Genomic DNA, 21,870 nt, shown 5'->3' on the forward strand with positions numbered 1-21,870 from the left:
AAGCGCACCCTAAGATCCCCGCCCCGGACCGGGGTTGCCCCTTTTGTCGCTCCCCGCGCGGCTAGCGTGATCGCACTCCCCCCACCCCCGCACAGCGAAGGCAGGCACGCGATGAGCAGCACGCACCGGCGCACGGTCAGCACTCGGTCCAAGGTCGTCGGCGGACTGGTCGCCGCCTCACTCGTCGGCGGCGGCGCCTTCCTCTTCTCCGGGACCGCCCTGGCCACCAAGGCCGCCCCGGCGAAGCAGGACAAGGCCGCGTCGGCCGGATCCGCGGCCAAGTTCGCGCCGTTCGTCGACACGTCCCTCGCCCCGGCGTACGACCTCGTCGACACGGCCGAGAAGACCGGCGTCAAGGAGTTCAACCTCGCGTTCATCACCTCCGGCGGCAGCTGCGAGCCCCTGTGGGGCGGTGCCACCGGTCTCGGCGACGACAAGGTCGCCGCGCAGATAGAGGACCTGCGCGCCAAGGGCGGCGACGTCCGCGTCTCCTTCGGCGGCGCCGCGGGCTCCGAGCTCGGCCTGAAGTGCGACAGCGCGGACGCCCTGGCCAAGGCGTACGGCAAGGTCGTCGACACGTACAAGCTCACGAAGGTCGACTTCGACATCGAGGGCGCGGCCCTGCCGGAGACCGCCGCCAACACCCGCCGCGCCGAGGCGATCGCCACGCTGCAGAAGGAACACCCGGACCTGAACGTCTCGTTCACGCTGCCCGTGATGCCCGAGGGACTGACCCAGCCCGGCGTCGACCTGCTCGCCAACGCCAAGGAGAACGGCGTCAAGGTCGACGCGGTGAACATCATGGCCATGGACTACGGGCCCTCCTACAGCGGCGACATGGGCGAGTACGCCGTGCAGGCCGCCACCGCCACGCAGAAGCAGGTCAAGTCCGCGCTCGGGCTCTCCGAGGAGGCCGCGTGGCAGGCCGTCGCCGTCACCCCGATGATCGGTGTCAACGACGTCACGACCGAGGTGTTCAAGCCCACCGACGCCGCCGAGCTCGTGAAGTTCGCCGAGGCCAAGGGCCTGGGCCGGCTGTCGATGTGGTCCTCGACCCGCGACAAGGCCTGCGAGGGCGGCGCGTCCGACTCGGCGCAGCCGACGTGCTCGTCGATCGAGCAGTCGCCGCTGGAGTTCACGAAGGCGCTGGGCGCGTACAAGTAGGCCCGTACAAGCAGGCCCGTACAAGGGGACCCGTACAAGGGGACCCGTATACAAGTAAGCCCCCTGATACAGATGCCCCGGCCGGTTCCCCCACCCGGCCGGGGCATCGCATCGTCCGGTCAGGACTTGGAGGCCTGCCACTCGGCCGCGTAGTCGTTGAAGATGCCCCGCAGGTGGTGGCCGATCTTCAGGTAGTCGAGGTCGTCGAGGTTGGCGAGCGAGACACGGACCGACCACTCGGGGCCGTCGAAGCCGCCGCCGTTCAGGAGCACCACGTGCGTCTGCTCGGCGAGGCGGAACAGCGGGTCGACCGGCTCGTAGTTCTTCTCGAGGAAGTCCGCGAAGTCCTTGCCGTGGACGCGTTCGGCCTCGGCGAGCAGGTCGAGCTCGATGTAGTACGCGGCCCGCTTCGGATCGTCGGAGATCTTCATCTGGGCGCCCTCGAGGAGCAGGTCGAGCCGCCGCTGCACGATCGAGCGGATCCGCTCCTTGTACGCCTGGCCCTCCTCCAGCATGTCGAAGAGCGAGAAGAGCGACATCATGACCTGCTGGGGGAGCGAGAGGCCCGCCGTGTGGTTGAGCGCGACCTGGCGGGAGTCGGCGACCAGGCGGTCGATGAACCTGATCTTCTCGGGTTCCAGCGACAGCGTCCCGTACCGCTTGGCGAGCCTGTTCCTCTCCGCGTCGGGCAGCTCGGTGATCATCTTGTCGATGACGTTGTCGTCGTGCAGGCCGATGACGCCGAGCCGCCAGCCGGTGCATCCGTAGTGCTTGGAGTACGAGTACACGAGCAGGGTGTTGCGCGGCAGGTCGGCGGCGATCGAGCGGAAGCCCTCCACGAACGTGCCGTACACGTCGTCGGTGACGATCAGCAGGTTCGGGTTGTCGTGGGCGACGATGTCCTTGATCTGGTTCGCGACGCGCTGACTGAGCGCCAGCGAGGGCGGGTTGGACGGGTTGACGACGCAGAGCAGCTTGACCGCGGGGTCGGCGAGCTTGGCGACCTCCTCGGGGGGATAGCGCCATTCGCGGACACCGGTCTCGGTGAACAGGCTCGCCTCGACCTGCACGACGTCGAACTCGTACGTGTCGAGCTCGGGGATCTCGATGTACGGCGTGAACACCGGCACCATCAGGGCGATCTTGTCGCCCTTCTTCAGGATCCCGTTCTTCATCAGGGAGTCGAAGATGTAGCACATCGCCGCCGTGCCGCCCTCGGTCGCGAACAGCGAGAGGTTGTCCTGCGGCGGCTTCTTGGCGAACATCTCGTCGCCCAGGTAGCCGCGCACGATCCGCTCGGCGTGCGTCAGCATCCGGTCGGGGACCGGGTAGTTGTCGCCGATGGAGCTGTCGGTCAGCTCGTGGACGAACTCGTCACGGTCGAAGCCGAAGCGCTCGACGGCGTACGCGACGCACTTCTCCAGGAGCTCGATGCCGGGCAGGTCGGGGTGGCGGCGCACGAACGTGTCGAAGCGCTCCGCGGCGCCCGTCTTCTCCGGCATGCCGCCGAGGTTGTCCGCGGTCCACACCCTGCGCGACTCGGAGAGGGCGAAGTAGCCCAGCGCGTAAAAGGCCTCGCGGGGGCCTGTCGCGGTCCAGTTGGGGTTGCCGCGGCCCGCGTTGAGCATCTGCGCGCTGGACTTCTCCTTCTGCCCCGGCTTGTCCTCCTGCACCGCCTGCGCGATCTGGATGAACTTGTCCTTCAGTTCGAAGGGGCTGAGCTGGGCGAAGGACTGGATTTCCTCGCGGGTGAACGTGGTCTTCGGCACGGTGCTTCCTTACGTACGACGTGCGGACGGGCTGGACGGTGTGGGCCTCAGTGGTGGAGGAGGACGATGACGGCGCCCCAGATGGTGAGCAGCACATTGCTCACGGCGTACGGGATCGTGTAACCGAGCGTCGGGACCTGGGACTTGGACTGCTCGTTGATCGCGCCGATCGCCGCCGTGGTGGTCTGACCGCCCGCGAGGACGCCCATCAGGATCGGGAAGCGGATCTTCTGGATGTAGTGGCCGACGAGGAACCCGACGATCAGGGGGATCAGCGTGGCGACCGCGCCGAAGACCAGCAGGCCCCAGCCGGCCGTGGAGAGGCCGCTGGTGAAGCTCGGACCCGCGTTGATGCCCACCACCGCGACGAACAGGCAGAGCCCGAGCGTGTCCATGAACCACTGGGCGCCGGGCGGGACATTGCCGTACGTCGGGTACTTGCCGCGGATCCAGCCGAAGACGAGGCCCATGATGAGCGCGCCGCCGGAGGTCGAGAGCGAGATCGGCACGCCGCCCGCGGTCAGCGCGGGAATGCCGATGCAGCCGCCGAGGAAGATGCCGAGGCCGACCCAGACCATGTCGGTGGCGAAGGACGTCGGCACGGGCTTGCCGATCTCCTTGCCCGCCGGGTCCACCAGGCGCTTGGGCCCGGTGAGGATCAGGGTGTCGCCGCGCTCCAGCTTGGTGGCGAGCCGGTAGGGGAACTCGGATCCGGCGCGGAACACCTTGTCGACGTAGACGCCGACCATGAACGGCTGCGTGCGCAACTCGCCGATCGTCTTGCCGAGTTGGGCCTTCTCCGAGACGACGACGTGCAGGGACTCGGTCTGGTAGCCGAGCAGGTCGACGTCGTCGGCCTCGCCGCCCACGTGGGTGCGGGCGTCGTAGGTGACGAGGTCGCCGCGGATCGCGCTCATCGCCACGATGTCGCCCTCGCGCAGCACGGTCTTCTGGTCGTGCGGGAGGATCTCGCCGTCGCGCCGCACCCCGGTGATGTAGAGGCGGCGGCCCAGTTCCTTCTGCTGTTCCTCGAAGTCGTCGATGGTGCGGCCCACCACGTCGGGCCGTTCGACCCGGTAGGCGCGCAGGACCACCTCGTAGTAGCCATCGCCGAGGTCGGGGTTGTCGGCCGGGGCGTCCAACTCCGCGGCGAGCGCGGCAGATTCGGCCGCGAGGTCCTTGCGGTACAGGCGGGGCAGGACGTTCGCGAGGAGCATCGCGCACAGGATGGTGCCCAGCGGGTAGCAGACGGCGTACCCGATGGCGACGAGGTTCTCTTGTTCCTTGACCTGACCGGAGGAGAGCCCGGGCAGGTTGCCGATGGCGTCCTGGGCGACACCGATGACGGCGGACTGGGTGAGCGCCCCGCCGAGCAGTCCCGCCGAGAGGCCGGGCCCGTAGCCGAGCATGGCCGCGAAGCCCCAGCAGACGAGCAGGCCCGTCACACACACCACGACGGCGTTGACGACCTGCGGGATGCCGTCCTTCTTCAGGCCGCGGAAGAACTGCGGGCCGACCTTGTAGCCGAGGGCGAAGAGGAACATGGTGAAGAAGAGGTTCTTCACCGTTCCGTCGATCGTCACCTTGAACTGCGCGCCGAGCAGCAGCCCGGCGATCAGGCAGCCGGTGACCGCGCCGAGCCCGATGGCCTTGTAGCGCACCTTCCCGAAGAGGAAGCCCAGGGCCACGGTGATGAAGACGAGGAGTTCGGGGTGGGGCTGGAAGATGTTCCGATCGAGGAAGTCGATCACTGTCTACGCTCCTAGTACGCCGACGAGGATCGGCCCGGTCAGGGGGAGCAGGAAGTTGGAGAGGGCATAGGTGATCGTGTAGCCGAGCATCGGCACGGAGCTCTGGGCCACCTGGGTGACCGAGGTGATCGCGGGGGTCGAGCACTGCTGGCCCGCGATGGCTCCGATGAGCAGCGGCTTCTCGATCTTGAGGATCTTGCGGCCGATGATCAGGGAGAGGGTCGCGGGGATCAGGACCATGGCGATCCCGGCGAACGGGAGCAGCGCCCCGTACTCCTTGAGCAGCGGCCAGGCCTGCGGGCCCGAGACCAGCCCGGTGCAGGCGATGAAGACCGCAAGGCCCATGTCCTTGATGGTCGCGGCGGCCTGTGGCGGGAAGGCGCCGAAGGTCTGCTTGCGGGAGCGGAACCAGCCGAAGAGCAGCCCGGAGATCAGGCAGCCGCCGCCGGTGCCGAGCGACATCGGGACGTCGCCGAACTTCACGACGACCTGGCCGAGCAGCGAGCCCGCCGCGATGCCGAGACCCAGATAGATGAAGTCGGTGGCGTCGTTCTTGACGACCGCGCCGATCCGGGTGACCAGCTTGTTCAGGCCGGAGCGGGCGCCGACCAGGGTGAGCACGTCACCGCGGTGCAGGGTCGTGTCGCCGGCCGCGGGCAGGTGCTGGTCGCCGCGGAGCACGTCGGTGACGTACACCCCGTCCTTGATGAACTCGGGGTGGGCCTTCTGCAGCTGGTCGACGGTGAGGCCGTCCGTCTCCTTGTCGGTGACGGCGACCTGGTTGCTCGCGAGCGGGGTGTCGACGCCCGGGATACCGGGGGTCTCGGGACCGATCAGGTGCCCTGCCTCGATGGCGTTGGCGCGCCGGCCGACCACCAGGACCAGGTCGGAGAGGGTCAGCGCCAGGCCGGGCGCGGGCGTGAGGAGCTTGCTGCCGCGCTTGACGGCCTCGATGGTGATCCGGCCGTCGAGCTCGCTCTCCAGATCGCCGACGGTCCGGCCGTCGGCCGTCGTCACCAGGTAGGTGCGGCCGACCAGACCGGGCAGGGCCGCCCGCTCGTCGGCCTCCAGGCCGCCGCCCCCGCGCATCTTCTCCCACAGCTCCCGGGAGGCGTCGCGGAGGTTGACGCGCAGCAGCATCGGCATGATCTGGCTGGTGTAGATCACGATGGTGATCAGGCCGAAGAGGTAGCAGACGGTGTACGCGGTGGCGACGTGCCCCTGGTACTCGCTGATCTGCGCCTGGGTGAGGTCGCTCAGCTTGCCGATGGACTCGGTGGCCGTGCCCACCACCGCGGACTCCGTGGCGGCGCCCGCGAGGATGCCGGACGCGGTGCCCACGTCCAGGTCGAAGGCCTTGGCCAGGCCGAGAGCGATGGCCAGGACGCAGACCAGCTCGATCCCGCAGAGCGCGAAGAAGCGCAGGCTCTTGCGGTTGAGGTTGGCGAAGAACTGGGGGCCCGCCATGTAGCCGAGGGCGAAGATGAAGAGCGCGAAGAAGATCGTCTTGACGTCGTCGGAGACGGTGACCTTGGTCCAGGCTCCGAGCAGCAGCGACACGATCAGCGTGCCGCAGATGCCGCCCAGGGTGATGGGCCCGACGCGCAGCTTCCCCACCAGGTAGCCGAGGGCGAGGCAGAGGAACAGCGCGAGCTCAGGATGATCGCGGAGTACGCCCATGGCTCACCGAGCCGGTTCTGTTGCGGAATGTCCCGTATTTCGCATATCCGCAAGGTAAGGAGCCGAGTGGGGGTGTGCCACTCGGCTCCGGGCGTCTCCGACTCTTCCCGGGCTGTCCGATCCGATCGATCCGCTCGATCCGCCCGCTCTGACTGATCTGGCCGATCCGGCCGATCTGCCCGCTCAGTCCCGCGCGGGGCTCGGCGGCAGCTCGCCGGTGGCGGCCGCCCGTGCGTACCAGTGGGCGCTGGACTTCGGGATGCGGGCCTGCGTCTCGTAGTCGACGTAGACCGCGCCGAAGCGCTTGCTGTATCCGTACGCCCATTCGAAATTGTCGAGCAGTGACCAGAGGTAGTACCCGCGCACGTCGGCGCCCTCGGCCATCGCCTCCCGCACCGCGCGGAGGTGGCCGTGCAGATAGCGGATGCGGTCGGGGTCGTGGACCTGGCCGTCCGCGCCGGGCTTGTCGTCGTAGGCCGCGCCGTTCTCCGTCACGTAGAGCGGAACCCCGGGGGCCTGAGCGGTGTACTCAAGGAGAAGGTCCTTGAGGCCGGTCGGATCCACCGGCCAGTCCATGGCGGTGAGTTCACCGGGCGCCCGGTGGAAGGAGACGTGCTCGTCGGCGCCCGGCCAGGGGGAGTGGCTGCTGGCGCCGTGCCCGTCGGGGCGCGGCCTGTCGGATCCGTCGGCGGCGGCCGACACGACAGAGGGGGCGTAGTAGTTGATGCCGAGGAAGTCGAGCGGGTGGTGGGCCGTGCGCAGGTCGTTGTCCCTCACGAAGGACCAGTCCGTGATCCGCGCGGTGTCGGCGAGCAGATCGTCGTCGTACACACCGCGCAGCATCGGCCCGGTGAAGACGCGGTTGGCCAGCGCGTCGATCCGGCGCCGCGCGTCCTGGTCGGCGGCCGACGCGGTGAGCGGGCGCACCGCGCTCGGATTGAGGCTGACACCGATCCGCGCCCGGCCCGGCAGCCCGTCGCGCAGCGCCTGCGCGCCGAGACCGTGCGCGAGGTTCAGGTGGTGAGCCGCGCGCAGGGCCGCCGCCGGATCGGTGCGGCCCGGGGCGTGCACCCCCGAGCCGTAGCCGAGGAAGGCACTGCACCACGGCTCGTTGAGCGTCGACCACATGTCCACCCGGTCCCCGAGCGCCCCGGCCACGATCCCCGCGTACTCCGCGAAGCGGTACGCGGTGTCGCGCTCCGGCCAGCCGCCGCCCGCCGCCGAGCCGCTGGGGAAGGCGTCCTCCAGCTCCTGCGGCAGGTCCCAGTGGTAGAGGGTGACCATCGGCCGGATGCCGTGCGCGAGCAGTTCGTCGACGAGCGCGCGGTAGAAGTCGAGCCCGCGCTGCACGGCGGGCCCGCGCCCGGTGGGCTGCACCCGCGACCAGGACACCGAGAAGCGGTACGCGGACAGCCCCAGGTCCGCCATGAGCTGCACGTCGTCGCGCCACCGGTGGTAGTGGTCGACGGCGACGTCCCCGGTGTCGCCGCCGAGCACCTTGCCCGGCGTATGGCTGAACGTGTCCCAGATGGAGGGCGTGCGGCCGTCCTCCCGCGCCGCCCCCTCGATCTGGTACGCGGCGGTCGCGGCGCCCCACAGGAAGTCGGAGGGAAAGGGCCGGCCGGCGGAGGTCGAAGGCATAGGAGCGCTCCCATGGTTCGTACGGAATGAGGAGTTGACGCGTCGGGCGGATGGGAACGAGGGCTCAGCCCTTGACCGCGCCCTGCATGATGCCGCCCACGATCTGCTTGCCGAACAGGACGAAGGCGATCAGCAGCGGCAGCGTGCCGAGCAGCGCGCCCGCCATGATCACGGACTGGTCGGGGATGGCCCCGCGGCCGAGCCCGGCGAGCGCCACCTGCACGGTCGGCCGGCCCTCCTGGGTCAGGGCGATGATCGGCCAGAAGAAGTCGTTCCACGCCATGACGAAGGTGAGCATGGCGAGGACCGCCATGGCGGGACGCGCGGCCGGGAAGACCACGTGCCAGATCACCCGCCAGCTGCTGGCCCCGTCCATCCGGGCCGCCTCGATCAGCTCGGTCGGCAGCGCCTCCATGAGGTACTGCCGCATGAAGAACACCCCGAAGGCGCTGACCAGGGTGGGCAGGATGACCGACTGCAGCTGGTCGGTCCAGCCCAGATCCGCCACCACCATGAACAGGGGGACGACGCTGAGCTGGGGCGGCACCATCATCGTGCCGATCACCAGGAGCAGCAGGAAGCCGCGGAAGCGGAAGCGGAGCTTGGCGAAGGCGAAGCCCGCGAGGGTCGAGAAGAGCACGGTGCCGATGGTGATGGAGCCCGCCACCACCAGCGTGTTCAGCAGGGCCGTGCCCATGTTGGCGTCGGTCCAGGCGATCTCCAGGTTCTTGAAGAGGTTGCCGCCGAACCAGAAGGGAGGGGGCGTCTCGGCGAGCCGCGTGTTGTTGCGCGAGGCCGCGATGGCGGTCCACACCAGCGGGAAGAGCGAGCCGACGGTGAAGACGATCAGCACGGCGTACGTCACCTTGCCGCCGTGCAGCTGGCGCCCCGCGCCCCGCTTGCGCGGGCGTTTCACGTCCCGCGCGCCGTGCTCGCGGGGCCCGGTGGACAGAGTGGTGGTCACGTCATCCCCTCACGCGCTCTTGCGGATCCGGCGGCTGATGGCCCAGTTCAGGAGGCCGATCAGCACGAGAATCAGGAACATCGTCCAGGCGATCGCCGAGGACCGGCCGAGGTGCTGGTTGAACCAGCCCTGCTCGTAGAGGTAGAGCCCCAGGGTCTGGAACTGGTGCTCGGTGCCCCCGGTCGGACTCGCGCCCTGGCTGAACAGCAGCGGCTCACCGAAGAGTTGGGTGGCCCCGATCGTCGAGACGACGCAGGTGAACAGGATCGTCGGCCGCAGCGAGGGGATCGTGACGTGCCGGAACTGCTGCCAGCGGCTCGCGCCGTCCAGGGCCGCCGACTCGTACAGATCGTGCGGGATGGCCTGCATCGCCGCCAGATAGATCAGCGCGTTGTAGCCGGTCCACCGCCAGATCACGATGGAGGAGACGGCGAACTGAGCGGTCCAGTCGCCGTTCTGCCAGTCGACCGCGTCGACGCCGACCAGCCCGAGCCCCCAGTTGATCATTCCGTGGTCGGTGCGGCTGAACATCAGCACGAAGACCAGCGTCGCCGCGGCCACCGACGTGGCGTACGGCGTGAGGATCGCGACCCGGAAGAACATCGAGCCGCGCAGCCGGTAGTTCAGGAGATGGGCCAGGCCCAGCGCCATCAGGAGCTGGGGCACGGTCGAGAGGAGCCCGATGGTGAAGGTGTTGCGCAGCGCGTTCCAGAAGAACTCGTCGTCCCAGAGCCGGGAGAAGTTGCGCAGCCCCACCCACTCCATGTCGGTGGGCGTGCCGAGCTCCACGCGGTGCAGCGAGGCCCACCCCGTGTAGAGCAGCGGGAAGAGCCCGAAGGCGACGAAGAAGAGGAAGAAGGGGGCGATGAGGGCATAGGGACTCCACTTGACGTCCCAGCGGTAGCGGCGGCTGCGCCGTGCGCGGCGGCGCTCCTCTGCGGGGTCCGCCGACCGTGCGGCGGCCCCGGTGCGGGGGGCCGCGCCCTCCTCCCCCTGGGAGGGCGCGGCGGTGCTTGCGTCGCTCGTCATCCCGGTCACTGGTCCAAAGCGTTGTCGATCGTCTTCACGGCCTTGTCCCAGGCCTCGTCGGGAGCGGTTCCCTTCTGGTCGACGCCGAGCATCCCGGTGTCGGCCAGGTACTGGGAGATGATTCCGTCCTTGGGCCCGATGGGCTGGACCGGCACGCCCTCGGCGGCCCGGGAGAAGATCTGGCCCACGGGCGCGTTGTCGAAGTAGGGGTTCTTGGCGTCCTTGACCTCGGGCAGGTCGTAGGCGGCGTCGGCGCTCGGGAAGCTGGCGCGCTCGTCGAAGAGCTTGGCGAGCTGCTTGGGCTCGGTCAGCCAGGCGGCGAGCTTGGCGGCCTCCTCCTTGTTCTTGCCGGCCTCGGGCACGGTCAGGAAGGAGCCGCCCCAGTTGCCGGGCCTCGGCGAGGGGGCCACGTCCCACTTGTCCTTGCCCTTGTCGCCCGCCTTGTCCTTGATGTAGCCGAGCATCCAGGGCGGGCAGGTGATGGTGGCGAACGAACCGTTGGAGATGGCCTGGTCCCAACTGGGCTGGAACTGCTGGAGCTTGGCGGTCAGGCCCGACTCGGCGAACTCGGCGGCGAGGTCCCAGCCCTCCTTCACGGTGGGGCTGTCCTTGTAGACCAGCTCGCCGTCCTTGTCGTAGAACTTCTCCTTGCCCGAGGCATGCACGGCCGCCATGACGCCGGTCGCGCCGTCCACGAAGGAGGTGTCGTCGGGCGCCTTGGCCTGGTAACGCTTGCCCGCCGCGAGGTACTTGTCCCAGTCGCCGGCCCAGAGCTTGCCGACCTTGTCGCGCTCGGTGGGCAGCCCGGCCTTCTTGAAGAGGTCCTTGCGGTAACAGATGCCGGTCGGGCCGATGTCGGTGCCGAGACCGATCGTCTTCCCGTCCTTGCTGGTGCCCTGCTGCCACTTCCAGTCCAGGAAGTCGTTCTTGTCGACGCCGTCGACCTTGCCGAGGTCCATGAGCTTGCCGGAGTGCGTGGTGGTCAGCTCGGCGATGTTGCCGACCTCGACGGCCTGGATGTCGGAGAGGCCGCTGCCGCTGCTGAGGTGGGTGAGCAACGCGGGCCAGTAGTTCTCGTTGCGCTGCACGGAGTTCTGTTTGATCTTGATGTCGGGGTTGAGCTTCTCGTACTCCTTGTAAAGACCGGCCTCCTGCAGGCCGAAGGCCCCGAAGACGCCGACCGTCAGCGTCGTCTTGCCCTTGCCGCCGCCTCCGCCGCCCCCGGAGGAGCCGCCGGAGTCCTCCTTGTCCTCGGCGCAGCCGGCCAGCAGGCCTGCGGCGAGGGCGGTGACGGCCGCGAGGACCGTCACCCTGCGGTACGTGCGAGTCCTGTGGCGCATTGCGTCCTCCTCGTGCCCTGACGTGCCGACCGCCCTTGGTCAACTGTGATGATGGGACTGCGAGTTGAAGCTGTCGGACGCGGGCGGGGAACGTGCGGGTCGTGTAAGAGCCAGGTACGGTGGGAGCGCTCCCATGTGTGATGTCTTGAAGAGTCGCGGCTCTGTGCGGGGGTGTCAAGGCGACGGACGCCAAGAGTTGAAGGCATCCGGCGAGCGGTGGCAGGAGCGGGTACTGCCGGGCGGCCGGCGGTGGAGCGACTGTTAGATTTCGCGTCGTTGGGAGGCACAGATGGGGACTGGTCAGCCCAGGGGACGGAGCGGGGGGCGCCCCACGCTCGAGGAGGTGGCGGCCCGCGCCGGGGTCGGGCGCGGCACCGTGTCCCGAGTGATCAACGGCTCGCCGCGGGTGAGTGAACGCACCCGTGCGGCGGTCGAGGAGGCGGTGGCCGAACTCGGTTATGTTCCGAACACGGCGGCCCGCGCGCTGGCGGCCAACCGGACGGACTCGATCGCGGTCGTCGTCCCCGAACCGGAGTCGCGCTTCTTCGCCGAGCCGTACTTCTCGGACATCCTGCACGGCGTGGGCCAGGCCCTCGCCGAGACGGACATGCAGCTCCTGCTGACCTTCGCGGGCGGCGACCGGGAGCGCAGGCGGCTCGCCCAGTACCTGTCGGCGCACCGCGTGGACGGCGTGCTGCTCGTCTCGGTGCACGCCGACGATCCGCTGCCCGACCTCCTGGAGCAACTGGAGATCCCCGCGGTGATCAGCGGCCGCAGGTCGGCCGAGGAGACGCTGGCTTCGGTGGACTCCGACAACTTCGCGGGGGCCAGGGCGGCCGTCGCCCACCTGCTGTCCCGCGGCCGCCGCACCATAGCCACGATCACCGGGCGCCTGGACGTGTACGGCGCCCAGCGCCGCCTGGACGGGTTCCGTGACGCCCTGGAGAGCGCGGGCCGGCCGGCCGACGAGTCGCTGATCGTGCAGGGCGACTTCACCGAGGAGGGTGGCCGCCGGGCGATGACGGAGCTCCTGGAGCGCGCCCCGGACCTGGACGCGGTCTTCGCGGGCTCGGACGTGATGGCGGCGGGCGCACGGCAGGTGCTGCGCGCGGCGGGCCGCCGGATACCGGAGGACGTGGCGCTCGTCGGCTTCGACGATTCGGCGATCGCCCGCCACATGGACCCGCCCCTGACGAGTGTGCGCCAGCCGATCACGGAGATGGGCCGCACGATGACGTCCGTCCTGCTCGCCGAGATCGCCGAGACCGCCGACTTCGCGTCCGCCCGCCCGCCGGGCGCCCACCGCCCGCATCGCCCGCAGATCATCCTGCCGACGGAACTGGTGGAGCGGGCGTCGTCCTGAGCGGGCCGGGCCGGGCCGGGGCAGGGCAGGACGGGACAGGACAGGAAGGGACAGGACAGGAGGGGGCAGAACAGGACAGGGCGCGGCGGGGCGGCGGCAGGCGTGCGGTGTTCCGCCGGACCCCGGGCCCCGGCCATGACCCTCGTCACACGTACGGGCAAAGCGACGGCAAAGGGCAGGTCAAGGAGGCGGTGGCCCAAGGGTGCCTGGAGCGCGGCGCGTTGGACGCCCGGCCGCCTCGGCAGGGCCGTCCGCTCGGCCGCACCGTCCAGCCCGTTGCGCGGCGTGAGTCGCCGTCCGAAGTTCGACACGCTTGTAGAAGATCGTTACGGTCTCCTCCGACCTGTTCCGCGCAGACCTATGGGGGGTTCCCGTGCGCGCGTTTTCCGCTGCCGCCATGGCCGGTGTTTCCGTCGCCGCTCTGATCGCTGTCGGCACTTCGCCGGCTCACGCGTCGGACGACATTCCGTCCGACTATTCGGGTGAAGTTCTCGCCGACGACGTCGTCATCGAAGACGTTCCCGGTGAAGAAGTGACCCCGGAAGAGGAACAAGAGGTAAAGGCTCCCGACTATTCGGAGCTGCCCGACGGAGTGCTGAGATCGGCAACGGGCTCGACGGCCCTCGGCGTCTTCACGTACTCGCACGGGGGAGTGACCATCAAGGTGCCCTCCGGCTGCTTCCTGACCCACTCGGTCAAGGGCTCGGGCAAGAAGGTCAGCAGTCAGATAGCGGGTGTCGACTGCGTGGGCCCGGCGGCGCTCGCTTCGCGGTTCTGCAACGCGCGCCTCGAATTCCACTACGCCGACACCGCGGGCAAGACGTACAAGATCAAGCGGGGTCCGCTGCGGAAGAAGTGCTACACGGGGACGTTCCCCACCTACAAGATCGGTGCGCACACGCTGCCCAAGCACGGAAAGGCCTGCGCGCAGCTCTTCATCAATGGCAGCCGCAAAGCGGTGCAGTGCCACTTCATCACGAAGTAGGTGGTGACCGTGGACCGCGCATACACCTCTCGCAATTGGTGGACTGAAATGGCGATCGGCGTGCTGGTCACGCTTGCCTGCACCGGCCTCCTGCTCCTGGTGGGCATCTGGGCGCTGGAGGGGCGCGGCGGCACCGTGAACCTCCTGAGCTGCCTCGTGCCGGGCCTCGTCGCCGGCATCTGGTCGGCCCGCCGCTACCGGCGCCGCCACAGCGACTGACCGGACGGCGCGGCCCGCGACGATCACGGACGTCACGGACCTCGGCCGCCGGAAACCGCACGGACTTCGACCGTCACGGGGAGTGTCTCCCGGTGGCGGTCGAAGTCCGTCGCGGCGCCGCGCGGACCTCTCCCGGCGACGGGCGGCGGGGCATCGCCGATGATCGGATCGGCCCCGTCGGTTACGATCCCCGGAGTCCCGCCGGGCCGGGACGGATGGCGTGGGCGGTCTGCCTCCGTCCGGGCCTCTGCCACTCCGGCGACGGCGTGACGCACGTATTGCCCGAAGTGTCCTGGACGCCGCCATCGCGCAGCTCCAGGTCATGCACTGAACATGCTCTGCGGCCTGCCGGCTACAGCGGTCAGGCCACGGGAGGGAGAGCTGTGTCCGGTAGCGATCTCACGGTCGACTATGAGTTCTTGAACGATTGCGAACGTCAACTCGGCAGCTTGCAGACGACGTTCAAGAACATCGAGAACCGTCGTGACGACATGGACAAGCACTGGGGTGCCGGGAACGTCGCGGAAGCCATGGGCGATTTCGTCGACAACTGGGACGACTACCGCACCAGGCTCATCGAGGGCCTGGAATCGACGGGCAAGCTCGTCGCGGAGACGAAGAAGTCGTTCGAGTCCCTGGACCAGAAGCTCGCCAAGCAGGCCAAGGGCAAGGGCGGGGGCAAGTGACCGCCACCGCGTCGAAGCCCCGCCCCGCCGACTGGGAGCCCCTGCGCGAGAGCGACCCCGTACCCGGTGACCCGGAGGAGATCCGGGAAGAGGTCCGGCACATGGTGGCGGTCGCGGAGAAGCTGCGCAAACAGGCCCGCAACCTCAAGGCCATCTCGGACGAGGACAAGCTCAAGGGCAAGTACGTCCAGCGCCTGCGCGAAGACTCCGGGACGCTGGAGAAGCACATGCGGGAGGTGGCCTCCCGCTACGAGCGGGTCCACGGGCACCTCACCAAGTGGGCGAACAAGCTGGAGGACCACCAGGGCGACGCCGACCGGATTCTGCGTGAGGCCAAGGAGAAGCACGCGGAGGTCGAGCGGGAGAAGACCAAGGCCGCCGAGAAGCCGGACGGCGACAAGAAGCCGACCCCGTCGGTGAGCGGAGACGATCACGACCCGCTGCACACGTACAGGACCCGGCTGAACACCGTCACCGGGCACCGCGACACCGACGCCGGCGAGTGCGCCAAGAAGATCAACGACGAGATCGACGACGTCATCGAGGACTCGTGGTGGGACGACGTCAAGGGCTGGGCCCATGACAACGCGGACCTGATCAAGGCCTTCATCGATGTCATGGGCTGGATCGCGACGGCGGCAGGCTTCCTGGCGCTCGCCATTCCCGGCCTGAATCTGCTCGTCCTCGGCATCGCGCTCCTGACGATCGGACTCAGACTCCTCCTGGTGGCATCCGGCGACGCCACCTGGACGGATGTCATCTTCGACGTCGTGGGCGGCCTGCTCGTGGTGGGTGGCATCGGGGCCGCCGCGAAGCTCGCCAGCGGCGCCAAGGCCACCGTGGGCGCTGCCCAGACCGCCCGGACCGCCGGGCTGAGCAGAGGGCTCAGCGGCGTCAAGGGCGTCATGGACGACATGGGCCGGTTGATGACCAGGCTGCCGGAGGGGCAGGGACGGCAGGCCATCGGCGGGGCTCGTAACGCCATGCGCAAGTCCATCTCCCAGAACGTCGGCCTGGTGGTCAAGAACCCGATGAGGGTCAGCCCGCTGTCGACGCTGGTGCACCTCGGCGACAAGGAGATGGCCGGCATGGCGAAGATGCTGCAGGCCAACAAGGCCACCTTCCCGGCGGCCGCGGGGGCCGCCGCGGACAAGGCGTACAAGTCCTACCGGGCGGGCCTCGGCATCGCCTGGACCGGCATGGGGATGGACGTCACGGACAAGGCGCTGGGCAAGAGCGACCTGACGAGCGTGACCGACGAGAAGTTCAAGACCGGCGAGAAGCCGTACAACGAGGCGTACTCGGACTGGAAGGACAACACCCTGAAGCCCGCCCCCGACACCCACTGGTAGCGATACGGGTTTCTGGACCGGCGGATCCCGCCGGACCTCCGCACTCCACCCTTGAGGAACGACCATGGACCTGCACTCGGCACGCCGTATCGCCGAGGCCGAAGCCGCTCGTACCGGACTCGGCACCGGCCCCAACCGGCGGCTCCGGCTGACCCTGATCATCGGAATGCCGCTGTTCCTGCCGGTACTGGGGATCATGATCCTGGTGCCGAAGTCCCTGATGAACGACGTCCTGTACGTCTATGAGGCCGGGATCGTCGGCTGCCTCCTGCACTACGTCTGGGTCTTCGCGAAGTACCCCCGGTACGCGGGCCGTCCGCCCTACCTCACCCGGGATCTCGCCATGGGCGGCGGCTTCTTCCTGCCCTCGCTGTTCTTCGGTTTCTGGCCGGGCATGATCGCCGCCCCGGCGTGGGCGCTCTTCGTCGGCGTCGCGTACGTCGTGGAAGGGATGCGGGAGCGCAATGGCCACCACTGAGCACCGCCGGACTCCGAACGGCTTCAACCTGGTGCCGCCGCCCGGCTGGGACGTGATCCCGCTGCACACGGGGACCGGCGAGGCGACGGACCGCATCGTCCGCAAGGCGGTCGCGCAGCTGCCCGTCGGCTTTCCCAAGGACGACGTTCCCAAGGCCCGGATGAAGCTCACCCAGGAGATGAAGAAGGTCGTCCGCCGGGCCAAGGCCAAAGGGGGGATGACCCTCTATCTCCCCACCGAGCGTCTCCACGGTGTCGCGCTGCCCGTCTCGATCGTCGCCTCCGAGCCGATCGAAATTCCGAGGGTCAGGCCCGACCGCGGCCCGGAAGCGGTCCTGCTCGCACTCGTCTCCGAGACTCCCGGGGCCGAGGTGCGGGAGCTCGACGAGACGGCGGCCCTGCGCTCGGAGCGGGATGTCCCCGCCGACCCCGCCCAGGGCGTCGACGTCGCTCACCGCCAGGTGGAGTACTTCGTGCCGGTGCCGGACAGCGACCCCGACCAGTACCTCACCTTCTCCTTCAGCGCCCTGATCGCGCCCGGCTCCGACCCCGCCTTCTACGACACCCTCGTGGAACTGTTCGACGCCGTCATGAGCACCTTCCGCTGGAGCTACGCCTGAAGGCTCCGTTCTTCCGCGCCCCCGACGAAAGAGATCCCTCATGTCCGAAGGCACCCTGTGGAGCGCCGACCTCGGTGCCCCGCTCCACGTCGACACGGATGCCAACCCCGACCTCTGGGGCTACCTCCACCTGCAGATCGACAAGAAGACCTTCAAGGAATGGCTGGACCTGCACCTGACCGGTCTGGCCGCCGTCCACGGCATCGAACTCACCCGCAAGCTCCGCCGCTTCCACAAGAGCTTCTACGAGCAGACGATCGTGACGCTGCGGGACAAGCTCCAGGCCGACGAGGCGTTCATCTACCACCCCGTCCCGCTGACCTCCATGCCGCTGGTGGTGCACGCCACCCGTCTGCACTGCGAGGCCCCCGACGCGGCTTCCTGCGAGGGGATCGCCGCGCTCACCGTGCCGCACGCGGACATCCCCGAGTGGCAGCAGCGGGCCGGGAGTGTCGCTTTCGCCTCGCCGTACCTGGGCGGGGACGGGGTCCGGGTCACCCGTTCCTATCCCGCGGACAGTTCCCTCATGATGACGTCGGTGTCGTACCACTGGCACACGCCGCCCGGAGTCCCCGACGTCTGCCTCCGCGGGCACCACGACGATCCGGAGGTGATCGCCGCGGCCCTGGAGCCCCTGGACGCCTTCGCGCGGACGCTCCGGCTGCCCGGGGCGGCTCAGGCCCGCTAGGCGGCAGGGGGGGGCAGGGGGGGCAGGGAGCAGAGGGGGGCGGGAAGCCGCCACGGTGCCCCGCGCCCCGCGCCCCGCGGGAGTCACCACGTGAAGAAGGCCCGGTCCGCTTTCGCGGACCGGGCCTTCTTCCATCAGGGTGAGTGACGGGACTTGAACCCGCGGCCACCTGGACCACAACCAGGTGCTCTACCAACTGAGCTACACCCACCATGTCCGGTCTTTTGTCGTTCTTCCGACCGGCCGAGAAAAAGTGTACAGGGTCCGAAGGGGTGCTCGCGCACACGTTTTCCGGACCCCGTACAGGGGCGTCCCGCGGAGCTACTCCGCAGGCAGGACGTGCTTGGCCGCGATCGACTTCGCGGTGTCCGAGTCGGGGCCCGGCTGCGGGACGAAGATCGCCTCGCGGTAGTAGCGCAGCTCGGCGATGGACTCGCGGATGTCGGCGAGCGCGCGGTGGTTGCCGTTCTTGTCCGGACTGTTGAAGTACGCCCTCGGATACCAGCGCCGGGCCAGCTCCTTGATCGAGGAGACGTCGACGATCCGGTAGTGGAGATACTCCTCCAGCGTTCCCATGTCCCGCAGCAGGAAGCCGCGGTCCGTACCGACGGAGTTTCCGCACAGGGGAGCCTTCTTCGGCTCCTTGACGTGCTCACGTACGTACGCCAGGACCTGCTCCTCGGCGTCGGCCAGCGTCGTGCCGCCGGCCAGCTCGTCGAGGAGCCCCGAGGCGGTGTGCATGGTGCGCACCACCTCGGGCATGGTCTCCAGCGCCGCGTCCGGCGGGCGGATCACGATGTCCACACCTTCGCCGAGCACGTTCAGTTCCGAGTCGGTGACCAGTGCGGCCACCTCGATAAGTGCGTCGTCCGTCAGCGAGAGCCCGGTCATCTCGCAGTCGATCCACACCATGCGATCGTTCATGCGTCTTACCCTACGGCGCACTCCTCTGGCCGGGCAGTGGCGCACGTCCTGGCGCGTACACGTCCGAGTGCGGTTTGCCGGGATCGGTGGGCACCGAGGCCGAGGGTCCGAGCGCGCTCGCGGCCGCCGTACGCCGGGTCTGGGACGGCACGGGACCGGCCTCCACCAGGGTCGGGACCGCCTGCGCCGTCGCCGCCACCGACTCCAGCGCCCGCTCGCCCTGCGGCCTGCGGGCGCGGTAGGCGGCCCGGTAGGCGGCGGGGGACGAGCCCAGCTGACGCCGGAAGTGACCCCGCAGCGCCACCGGCGAGCGGAAGCCGCAGCGGCCCGCGACCTCGTCGACGGAGTAGTCGGAGGTCTCCAGGAGCCGCTGTGCCTGGAGCACCCGCTGGGTGATCAGCCACTGCAGCGGCGCGCTGCCGGTCAGCGAACGGAACCTGCGGTCGAAGGTGCGCCTGCTCATGTAGGCGCGCGCGGCCAGCGTCTCCACGTCGAACTGCTCGTGGAGGTGCTCCAGCGCCCAGGCGACGACCTCGGCGAGCGGGTCGGCGCCGATCTCCTCAGGTAAAGACCTGTCGAGGTAGCGCTCCTGGCCGCCGGCCCGGCGCGGTGGCACCACGAGCCTGCGGGCGAGCGCGCCCGCCGCTTCGTTGCCGTGGTCCGTGCGCACGATGTGCAGACAGAGATCAATTCCGGCCGCGGTGCCGGCGCTCGTCAGGACGTCCCCGTCGTCGACGAACAGCTCGCGCGGATCCACGTGGACGGACGGGTAGCGCTTCGCGAGCGTCGGCGCGTACATCCAATGGGTGGTCGCCGGGCGACCGTCGAGCAGTCCCGCCGCGGCGAGCACGAACGCGCCGGTGCACAGTCCGACGATGCGTGCGCCCTCCTCGTGCGCGCGACGCAGCGCGTCGAGCGCCTCCGGTGGCGGTGGCGATGTGATCGACCGCCAGGCCGGTACGACGACCGTGCCGGCCCGGCCGATCGCCTCCAGCCCTTGTGGCGCCGTGAGTTCGAGCCCGCCCGTGGTCCGCAGCGGTCCCTCTTCGCCGGCGCACACCAGCAGCCGGTATCGGGGGACTCCCGCGTCCTGCCGGTCGATGCCGAACACGGAGAGCGGTATGGAACTCTCGAAAATGGGACCGCCGCTGAACAGCAGCACCGCTACGATCTCCCGGCGGCGGCGCCCCGAAAGTTTCCGAGCCGCAGCCTCCGGCGCGGCAGTGGAGTCGTGGCTCATGGTGCTAAACCCCCCTCGGGCGTCGCGTCTCCCTGTTCGTGACGTGCCTGACGTGCTTGCTGGGCCTGTCGCTCCTGCACGTTTCCCCTCGGTCCTCCACCAGTCCCCCGCCGTAATACAGTCAAGATCGAATCTATAGCGTCCCGTGCTGCCGGGGTGACCAGTTCATCACTCGGCAGATTGTCGACATGGCAACTTGGCGTAAAGCATTCGATCACGAAGCGTGGCACTTGGGCGGCTTGCTGGGAAGTGCGCCTTGGCTCCGTGGCCGGTCCCCGTAGGGTGCGCACGGCCCGAGTGCACCTTTCAGCCCTGGTCGGACGGGGGTTGAGGGGGCGTTCGGCCAAGGAATCCAGGACCCCCGGAAGTTGGCTGAAAACCTACGGGAGCGTGTGTGTGAATCGGTCAGTCCACCGGCGCACTGTCGGCACTTTGACGAGTGCCCCTGTGCGCCCCCGGAGCCGTCCTGCCGTGCCGCGCGCGGTGTCCGTTGTTCTGTTCTGCAAGCACTCGCGCGGCGCCCCGCTCGGACTGCCGCAGGAGCACCCGGCAGACCCCGGTGACGGCCACCAGGCCCAGCGCCGCGCCGGCCGCCCCGGCCAGTGAACTTCCGTACCCCACGAGGACGACGGGGACCAGTACGCAGCTGAACGCGGCCCAGCGGACCACGTCGCTCGCCGAGTCCTGCGCGGGCGCGCCCTGCGGCTCCCGGTTACGGGGTGCGGGCACGCCGACGCGCCGGTGTTCGCGCGCCCCCTCGGGCGGTCGCCGGCGGCTGTGCGCCGGGGCGTGTTCCTCCTGCGGTGCTTGCTCGGGTGAAGACGGGAAGCGGGTGGAGGGTGGGGACGCGGTCGAAGGTCCAGGCACGGCGTGCTCCCTGTGGCGGTGGCGTACGGAGGTTCAACGCGTGGTCCTCCCGGGGGTCACTGGGAAGACAGCCGGGTGGCCGCCGGACGGGTGGGCAAACCGCCTGTAGGAGGCAGCAACCATTGCCATACGGGCGACGCTCGTGCATGCTCCGGTGAACGCCGGGAGGCCCCGTATCAAGGGCCCGGTGCGGCCCCCGCGCGGGGCTCTTCGCAGGCTCTGGGCAGGAGAGGAGTGTCGCCGTACCCTTGGGGGTATGGGGTTGGGAAGATGATTCCCGGACGACCTTCCAGGTCCTGATCCTTCGCACCACCCGAAAAGCCGACCCTCCCACAGAGGACTCCTTCGCCGAGACACCCATGGCCGGTCACGAATACTCCGAACCTGCGGACCGCAAGCGGCAGGTCGCCGATCCGACAGCGACCCCCCGTGCGGCGGAAGAACCGCGTCACTCCTGCGATCCCGCCTTCCGGCACGGTGTCGTCGTCGGCTTCGACGGCTCGACCTCCAGTGAGCGGGCCCTCGCCTACGCCATCGGCATGGCCCACCGCTCGGGCTCGGGTCTGATCATCGTCCATGTCGCCAACCGGCTGCCCACCACGGTGTGGGCGGGCTGCGAGCCGCCGGTCTTCGTCGACGTCCCGGACCACCGCACGGAAGTGCTCGGCCTGGAGCTGGCCTGCGCGGAGTACCTCTCCGAGGTGCCGTGGATCCTCGTCGAGCGCGGCGGGGACATCTGCCACGAGCTGGAGGAGGTCGGCCGCGAGTACAGCGCGGACGCGATCGTCGTCGGCTCCACGCACGGCATCGTCGGCCGCATCTTCGGCTCTGTCGCGGGGCGCCTCGCGCGGCGCGCGCAGCGGCCCGTCATCGTCATCCCGTAACACCCGCCAGGACCGGGCCCGTAACACCCGCCAGGGCCGGGCGAGTTGCGTGGATCTCCCACTCGACTCCCCATGTGGGGCGGTTTTGTGAACAGATAAATCTACTCACGCGTAGAGGTGGGTTGTGCCCTTGTGAAGGGTACATATAGGTCGTCCACGCACATCGCTTCACGGCTCATCCGGGGCGCTCTGCGAGCCGGGGCGTGACGGCCACCGGGCGAGACGGG

The 21,870-nt window shown here is 69.2% G+C and carries 20 protein-coding genes and 1 tRNA gene; 10 read left to right on the forward strand and 11 right to left on the reverse strand.

What is annotated here, in order from left to right:
* Positions 1-111 precede the first annotated feature (111 nt).
* Positions 112-1,164 carry a chitinase gene (locus ACZ592_RS26890; RefSeq protein ID WP_471584203.1) on the forward strand — a complete coding sequence of 351 codons (1,053 nt, stop codon included), beginning with the start codon at positions 112-114 and terminating at the stop codon, positions 1,162-1,164.
* 119 nt (positions 1,165-1,283) lie between these two features.
* Here ACZ592_RS26890 and ACZ592_RS26895 read toward each other — a convergent pair whose 3' ends face one another.
* The 7 genes from ACZ592_RS26895 to ACZ592_RS26925 form a co-directional block, all read right to left on the reverse strand.
* The gene (locus tag ACZ592_RS26895) at positions 1,284-2,933 is read right to left on the reverse strand and encodes a bifunctional aspartate transaminase/aspartate 4-decarboxylase (protein ID WP_471584204.1); all 1,650 of its coding nucleotides are present in this window, start codon (positions 2,931-2,933) and stop codon (positions 1,284-1,286) included.
* A gap of 47 nt (positions 2,934-2,980) precedes the next feature.
* Complete coding sequence (gene aspT / locus ACZ592_RS26900) at positions 2,981-4,684, reverse strand: aspartate-alanine antiporter (protein ID WP_471584205.1); 1,704 nt, start codon at positions 4,682-4,684, stop codon at positions 2,981-2,983.
* A 3-nt stretch (positions 4,685-4,687) separates the two neighbouring features.
* A complete protein-coding gene (aspT, locus tag ACZ592_RS26905) occupies positions 4,688-6,364 on the reverse strand; it encodes an aspartate-alanine antiporter (protein ID WP_471584206.1) in 1,677 nt (558 codons plus the stop codon).
* A 183-nt stretch (positions 6,365-6,547) separates the two neighbouring features.
* Positions 6,548-8,005, reverse strand: a complete 1,458-nt coding sequence (locus ACZ592_RS26910) for a GH1 family beta-glucosidase (RefSeq protein ID WP_471584207.1) — start codon at positions 8,003-8,005, stop codon at positions 6,548-6,550.
* Between the two features lie 64 nt (positions 8,006-8,069).
* Entirely contained in the window at positions 8,070-8,921 is an 852-nt protein-coding gene (locus ACZ592_RS26915) for a carbohydrate ABC transporter permease (RefSeq protein ID WP_471584403.1), read from the reverse strand.
* A gap of 57 nt (positions 8,922-8,978) precedes the next feature.
* Positions 8,979-9,998, reverse strand: a complete 1,020-nt coding sequence (locus tag ACZ592_RS26920; protein WP_471584208.1) for a carbohydrate ABC transporter permease — start codon at positions 9,996-9,998, stop codon at positions 8,979-8,981.
* Positions 9,999-10,003: 5 nt separating this feature from the next.
* Positions 10,004-11,338 (reverse strand): ABC transporter substrate-binding protein, encoded by a 1,335-nt coding sequence (locus ACZ592_RS26925; protein ID WP_471584209.1) that lies wholly within the window; start codon positions 11,336-11,338, stop codon positions 10,004-10,006.
* A 289-nt stretch (positions 11,339-11,627) separates the two neighbouring features.
* Here ACZ592_RS26925 and ACZ592_RS26930 point away from each other — a divergent pair, with 289 nt between their 5' ends.
* From ACZ592_RS26930 to ACZ592_RS26965, 8 genes are all read left to right on the forward strand, one after another.
* The gene (locus ACZ592_RS26930; RefSeq protein ID WP_471584210.1) at positions 11,628-12,701 is read left to right on the forward strand and encodes a LacI family DNA-binding transcriptional regulator; all 1,074 of its coding nucleotides are present in this window, start codon (positions 11,628-11,630) and stop codon (positions 12,699-12,701) included.
* Between the two features lie 373 nt (positions 12,702-13,074).
* Positions 13,075-13,686, forward strand: a complete 612-nt coding sequence (locus ACZ592_RS26935; RefSeq protein WP_471584211.1) for a hypothetical protein — start codon at positions 13,075-13,077, stop codon at positions 13,684-13,686.
* 48 nt (positions 13,687-13,734) lie between these two features.
* Positions 13,735-13,905, forward strand: coding sequence for a hypothetical protein (locus ACZ592_RS26940; protein ID WP_471584212.1), 171 nt, complete (start codon positions 13,735-13,737; stop codon positions 13,903-13,905).
* 449 nt (positions 13,906-14,354) lie between these two features.
* A complete protein-coding gene (locus tag ACZ592_RS26945) occupies positions 14,355-14,591 on the forward strand; it encodes a hypothetical protein (protein WP_471584213.1) in 237 nt (78 codons plus the stop codon).
* Complete coding sequence (locus ACZ592_RS26950) at positions 14,588-15,943, forward strand: hypothetical protein (protein WP_471584214.1); 1,356 nt, start codon at positions 14,588-14,590, stop codon at positions 15,941-15,943. The genes ACZ592_RS26945 and ACZ592_RS26950 overlap by 4 nt, the downstream gene beginning before the upstream one ends.
* Positions 15,944-16,007: 64 nt before the next feature.
* Positions 16,008-16,421: a hypothetical protein gene (locus ACZ592_RS26955; protein WP_471584215.1), complete on the forward strand. Its 414-nt coding sequence runs from the start codon at positions 16,008-16,010 to the stop codon at positions 16,419-16,421.
* Positions 16,408-17,040: a hypothetical protein gene (locus ACZ592_RS26960; protein ID WP_471584216.1), complete on the forward strand. Its 633-nt coding sequence runs from the start codon at positions 16,408-16,410 to the stop codon at positions 17,038-17,040. Before ACZ592_RS26955 ends, ACZ592_RS26960 begins: the two co-directional genes overlap by 14 nt.
* 40 nt (positions 17,041-17,080) lie before the next feature.
* A complete protein-coding gene (locus tag ACZ592_RS26965) occupies positions 17,081-17,728 on the forward strand; it encodes a hypothetical protein (RefSeq protein WP_471584217.1) in 648 nt (215 codons plus the stop codon).
* 138 nt (positions 17,729-17,866) lie between these two features.
* Here ACZ592_RS26965 and ACZ592_RS26970 read toward each other — a convergent pair.
* From ACZ592_RS26970 to ACZ592_RS26985, 4 genes are all read right to left on the reverse strand, one after another.
* Positions 17,867-17,939: transfer RNA gene (locus ACZ592_RS26970), tRNA-His, on the reverse strand.
* 110 nt (positions 17,940-18,049) lie between these two features.
* A complete protein-coding gene (gene orn, locus ACZ592_RS26975; protein ID WP_471584218.1) occupies positions 18,050-18,652 on the reverse strand; it encodes an oligoribonuclease in 603 nt (200 codons plus the stop codon).
* Between the two features lie 10 nt (positions 18,653-18,662).
* Positions 18,663-19,892, reverse strand: a complete 1,230-nt coding sequence (locus tag ACZ592_RS26980) for a helix-turn-helix domain-containing protein (RefSeq protein WP_471584219.1) — start codon at positions 19,890-19,892, stop codon at positions 18,663-18,665.
* A 405-nt stretch (positions 19,893-20,297) separates the two neighbouring features.
* On the reverse strand, positions 20,298-20,621 hold the full coding sequence (locus ACZ592_RS26985) for a hypothetical protein (RefSeq protein ID WP_471584220.1): 324 nt from the start codon (positions 20,619-20,621) through the stop codon (positions 20,298-20,300).
* Between the two features lie 497 nt (positions 20,622-21,118).
* Between ACZ592_RS26985 and ACZ592_RS26990 the strand changes: the two genes are divergently transcribed.
* A complete protein-coding gene (locus tag ACZ592_RS26990; RefSeq protein ID WP_471584221.1) occupies positions 21,119-21,643 on the forward strand; it encodes a universal stress protein in 525 nt (174 codons plus the stop codon).
* Positions 21,644-21,870 lie beyond the last annotated feature (227 nt).

It is taken from the genome of Streptomyces sp. NPDC040622 (genome assembly GCF_055593965.1).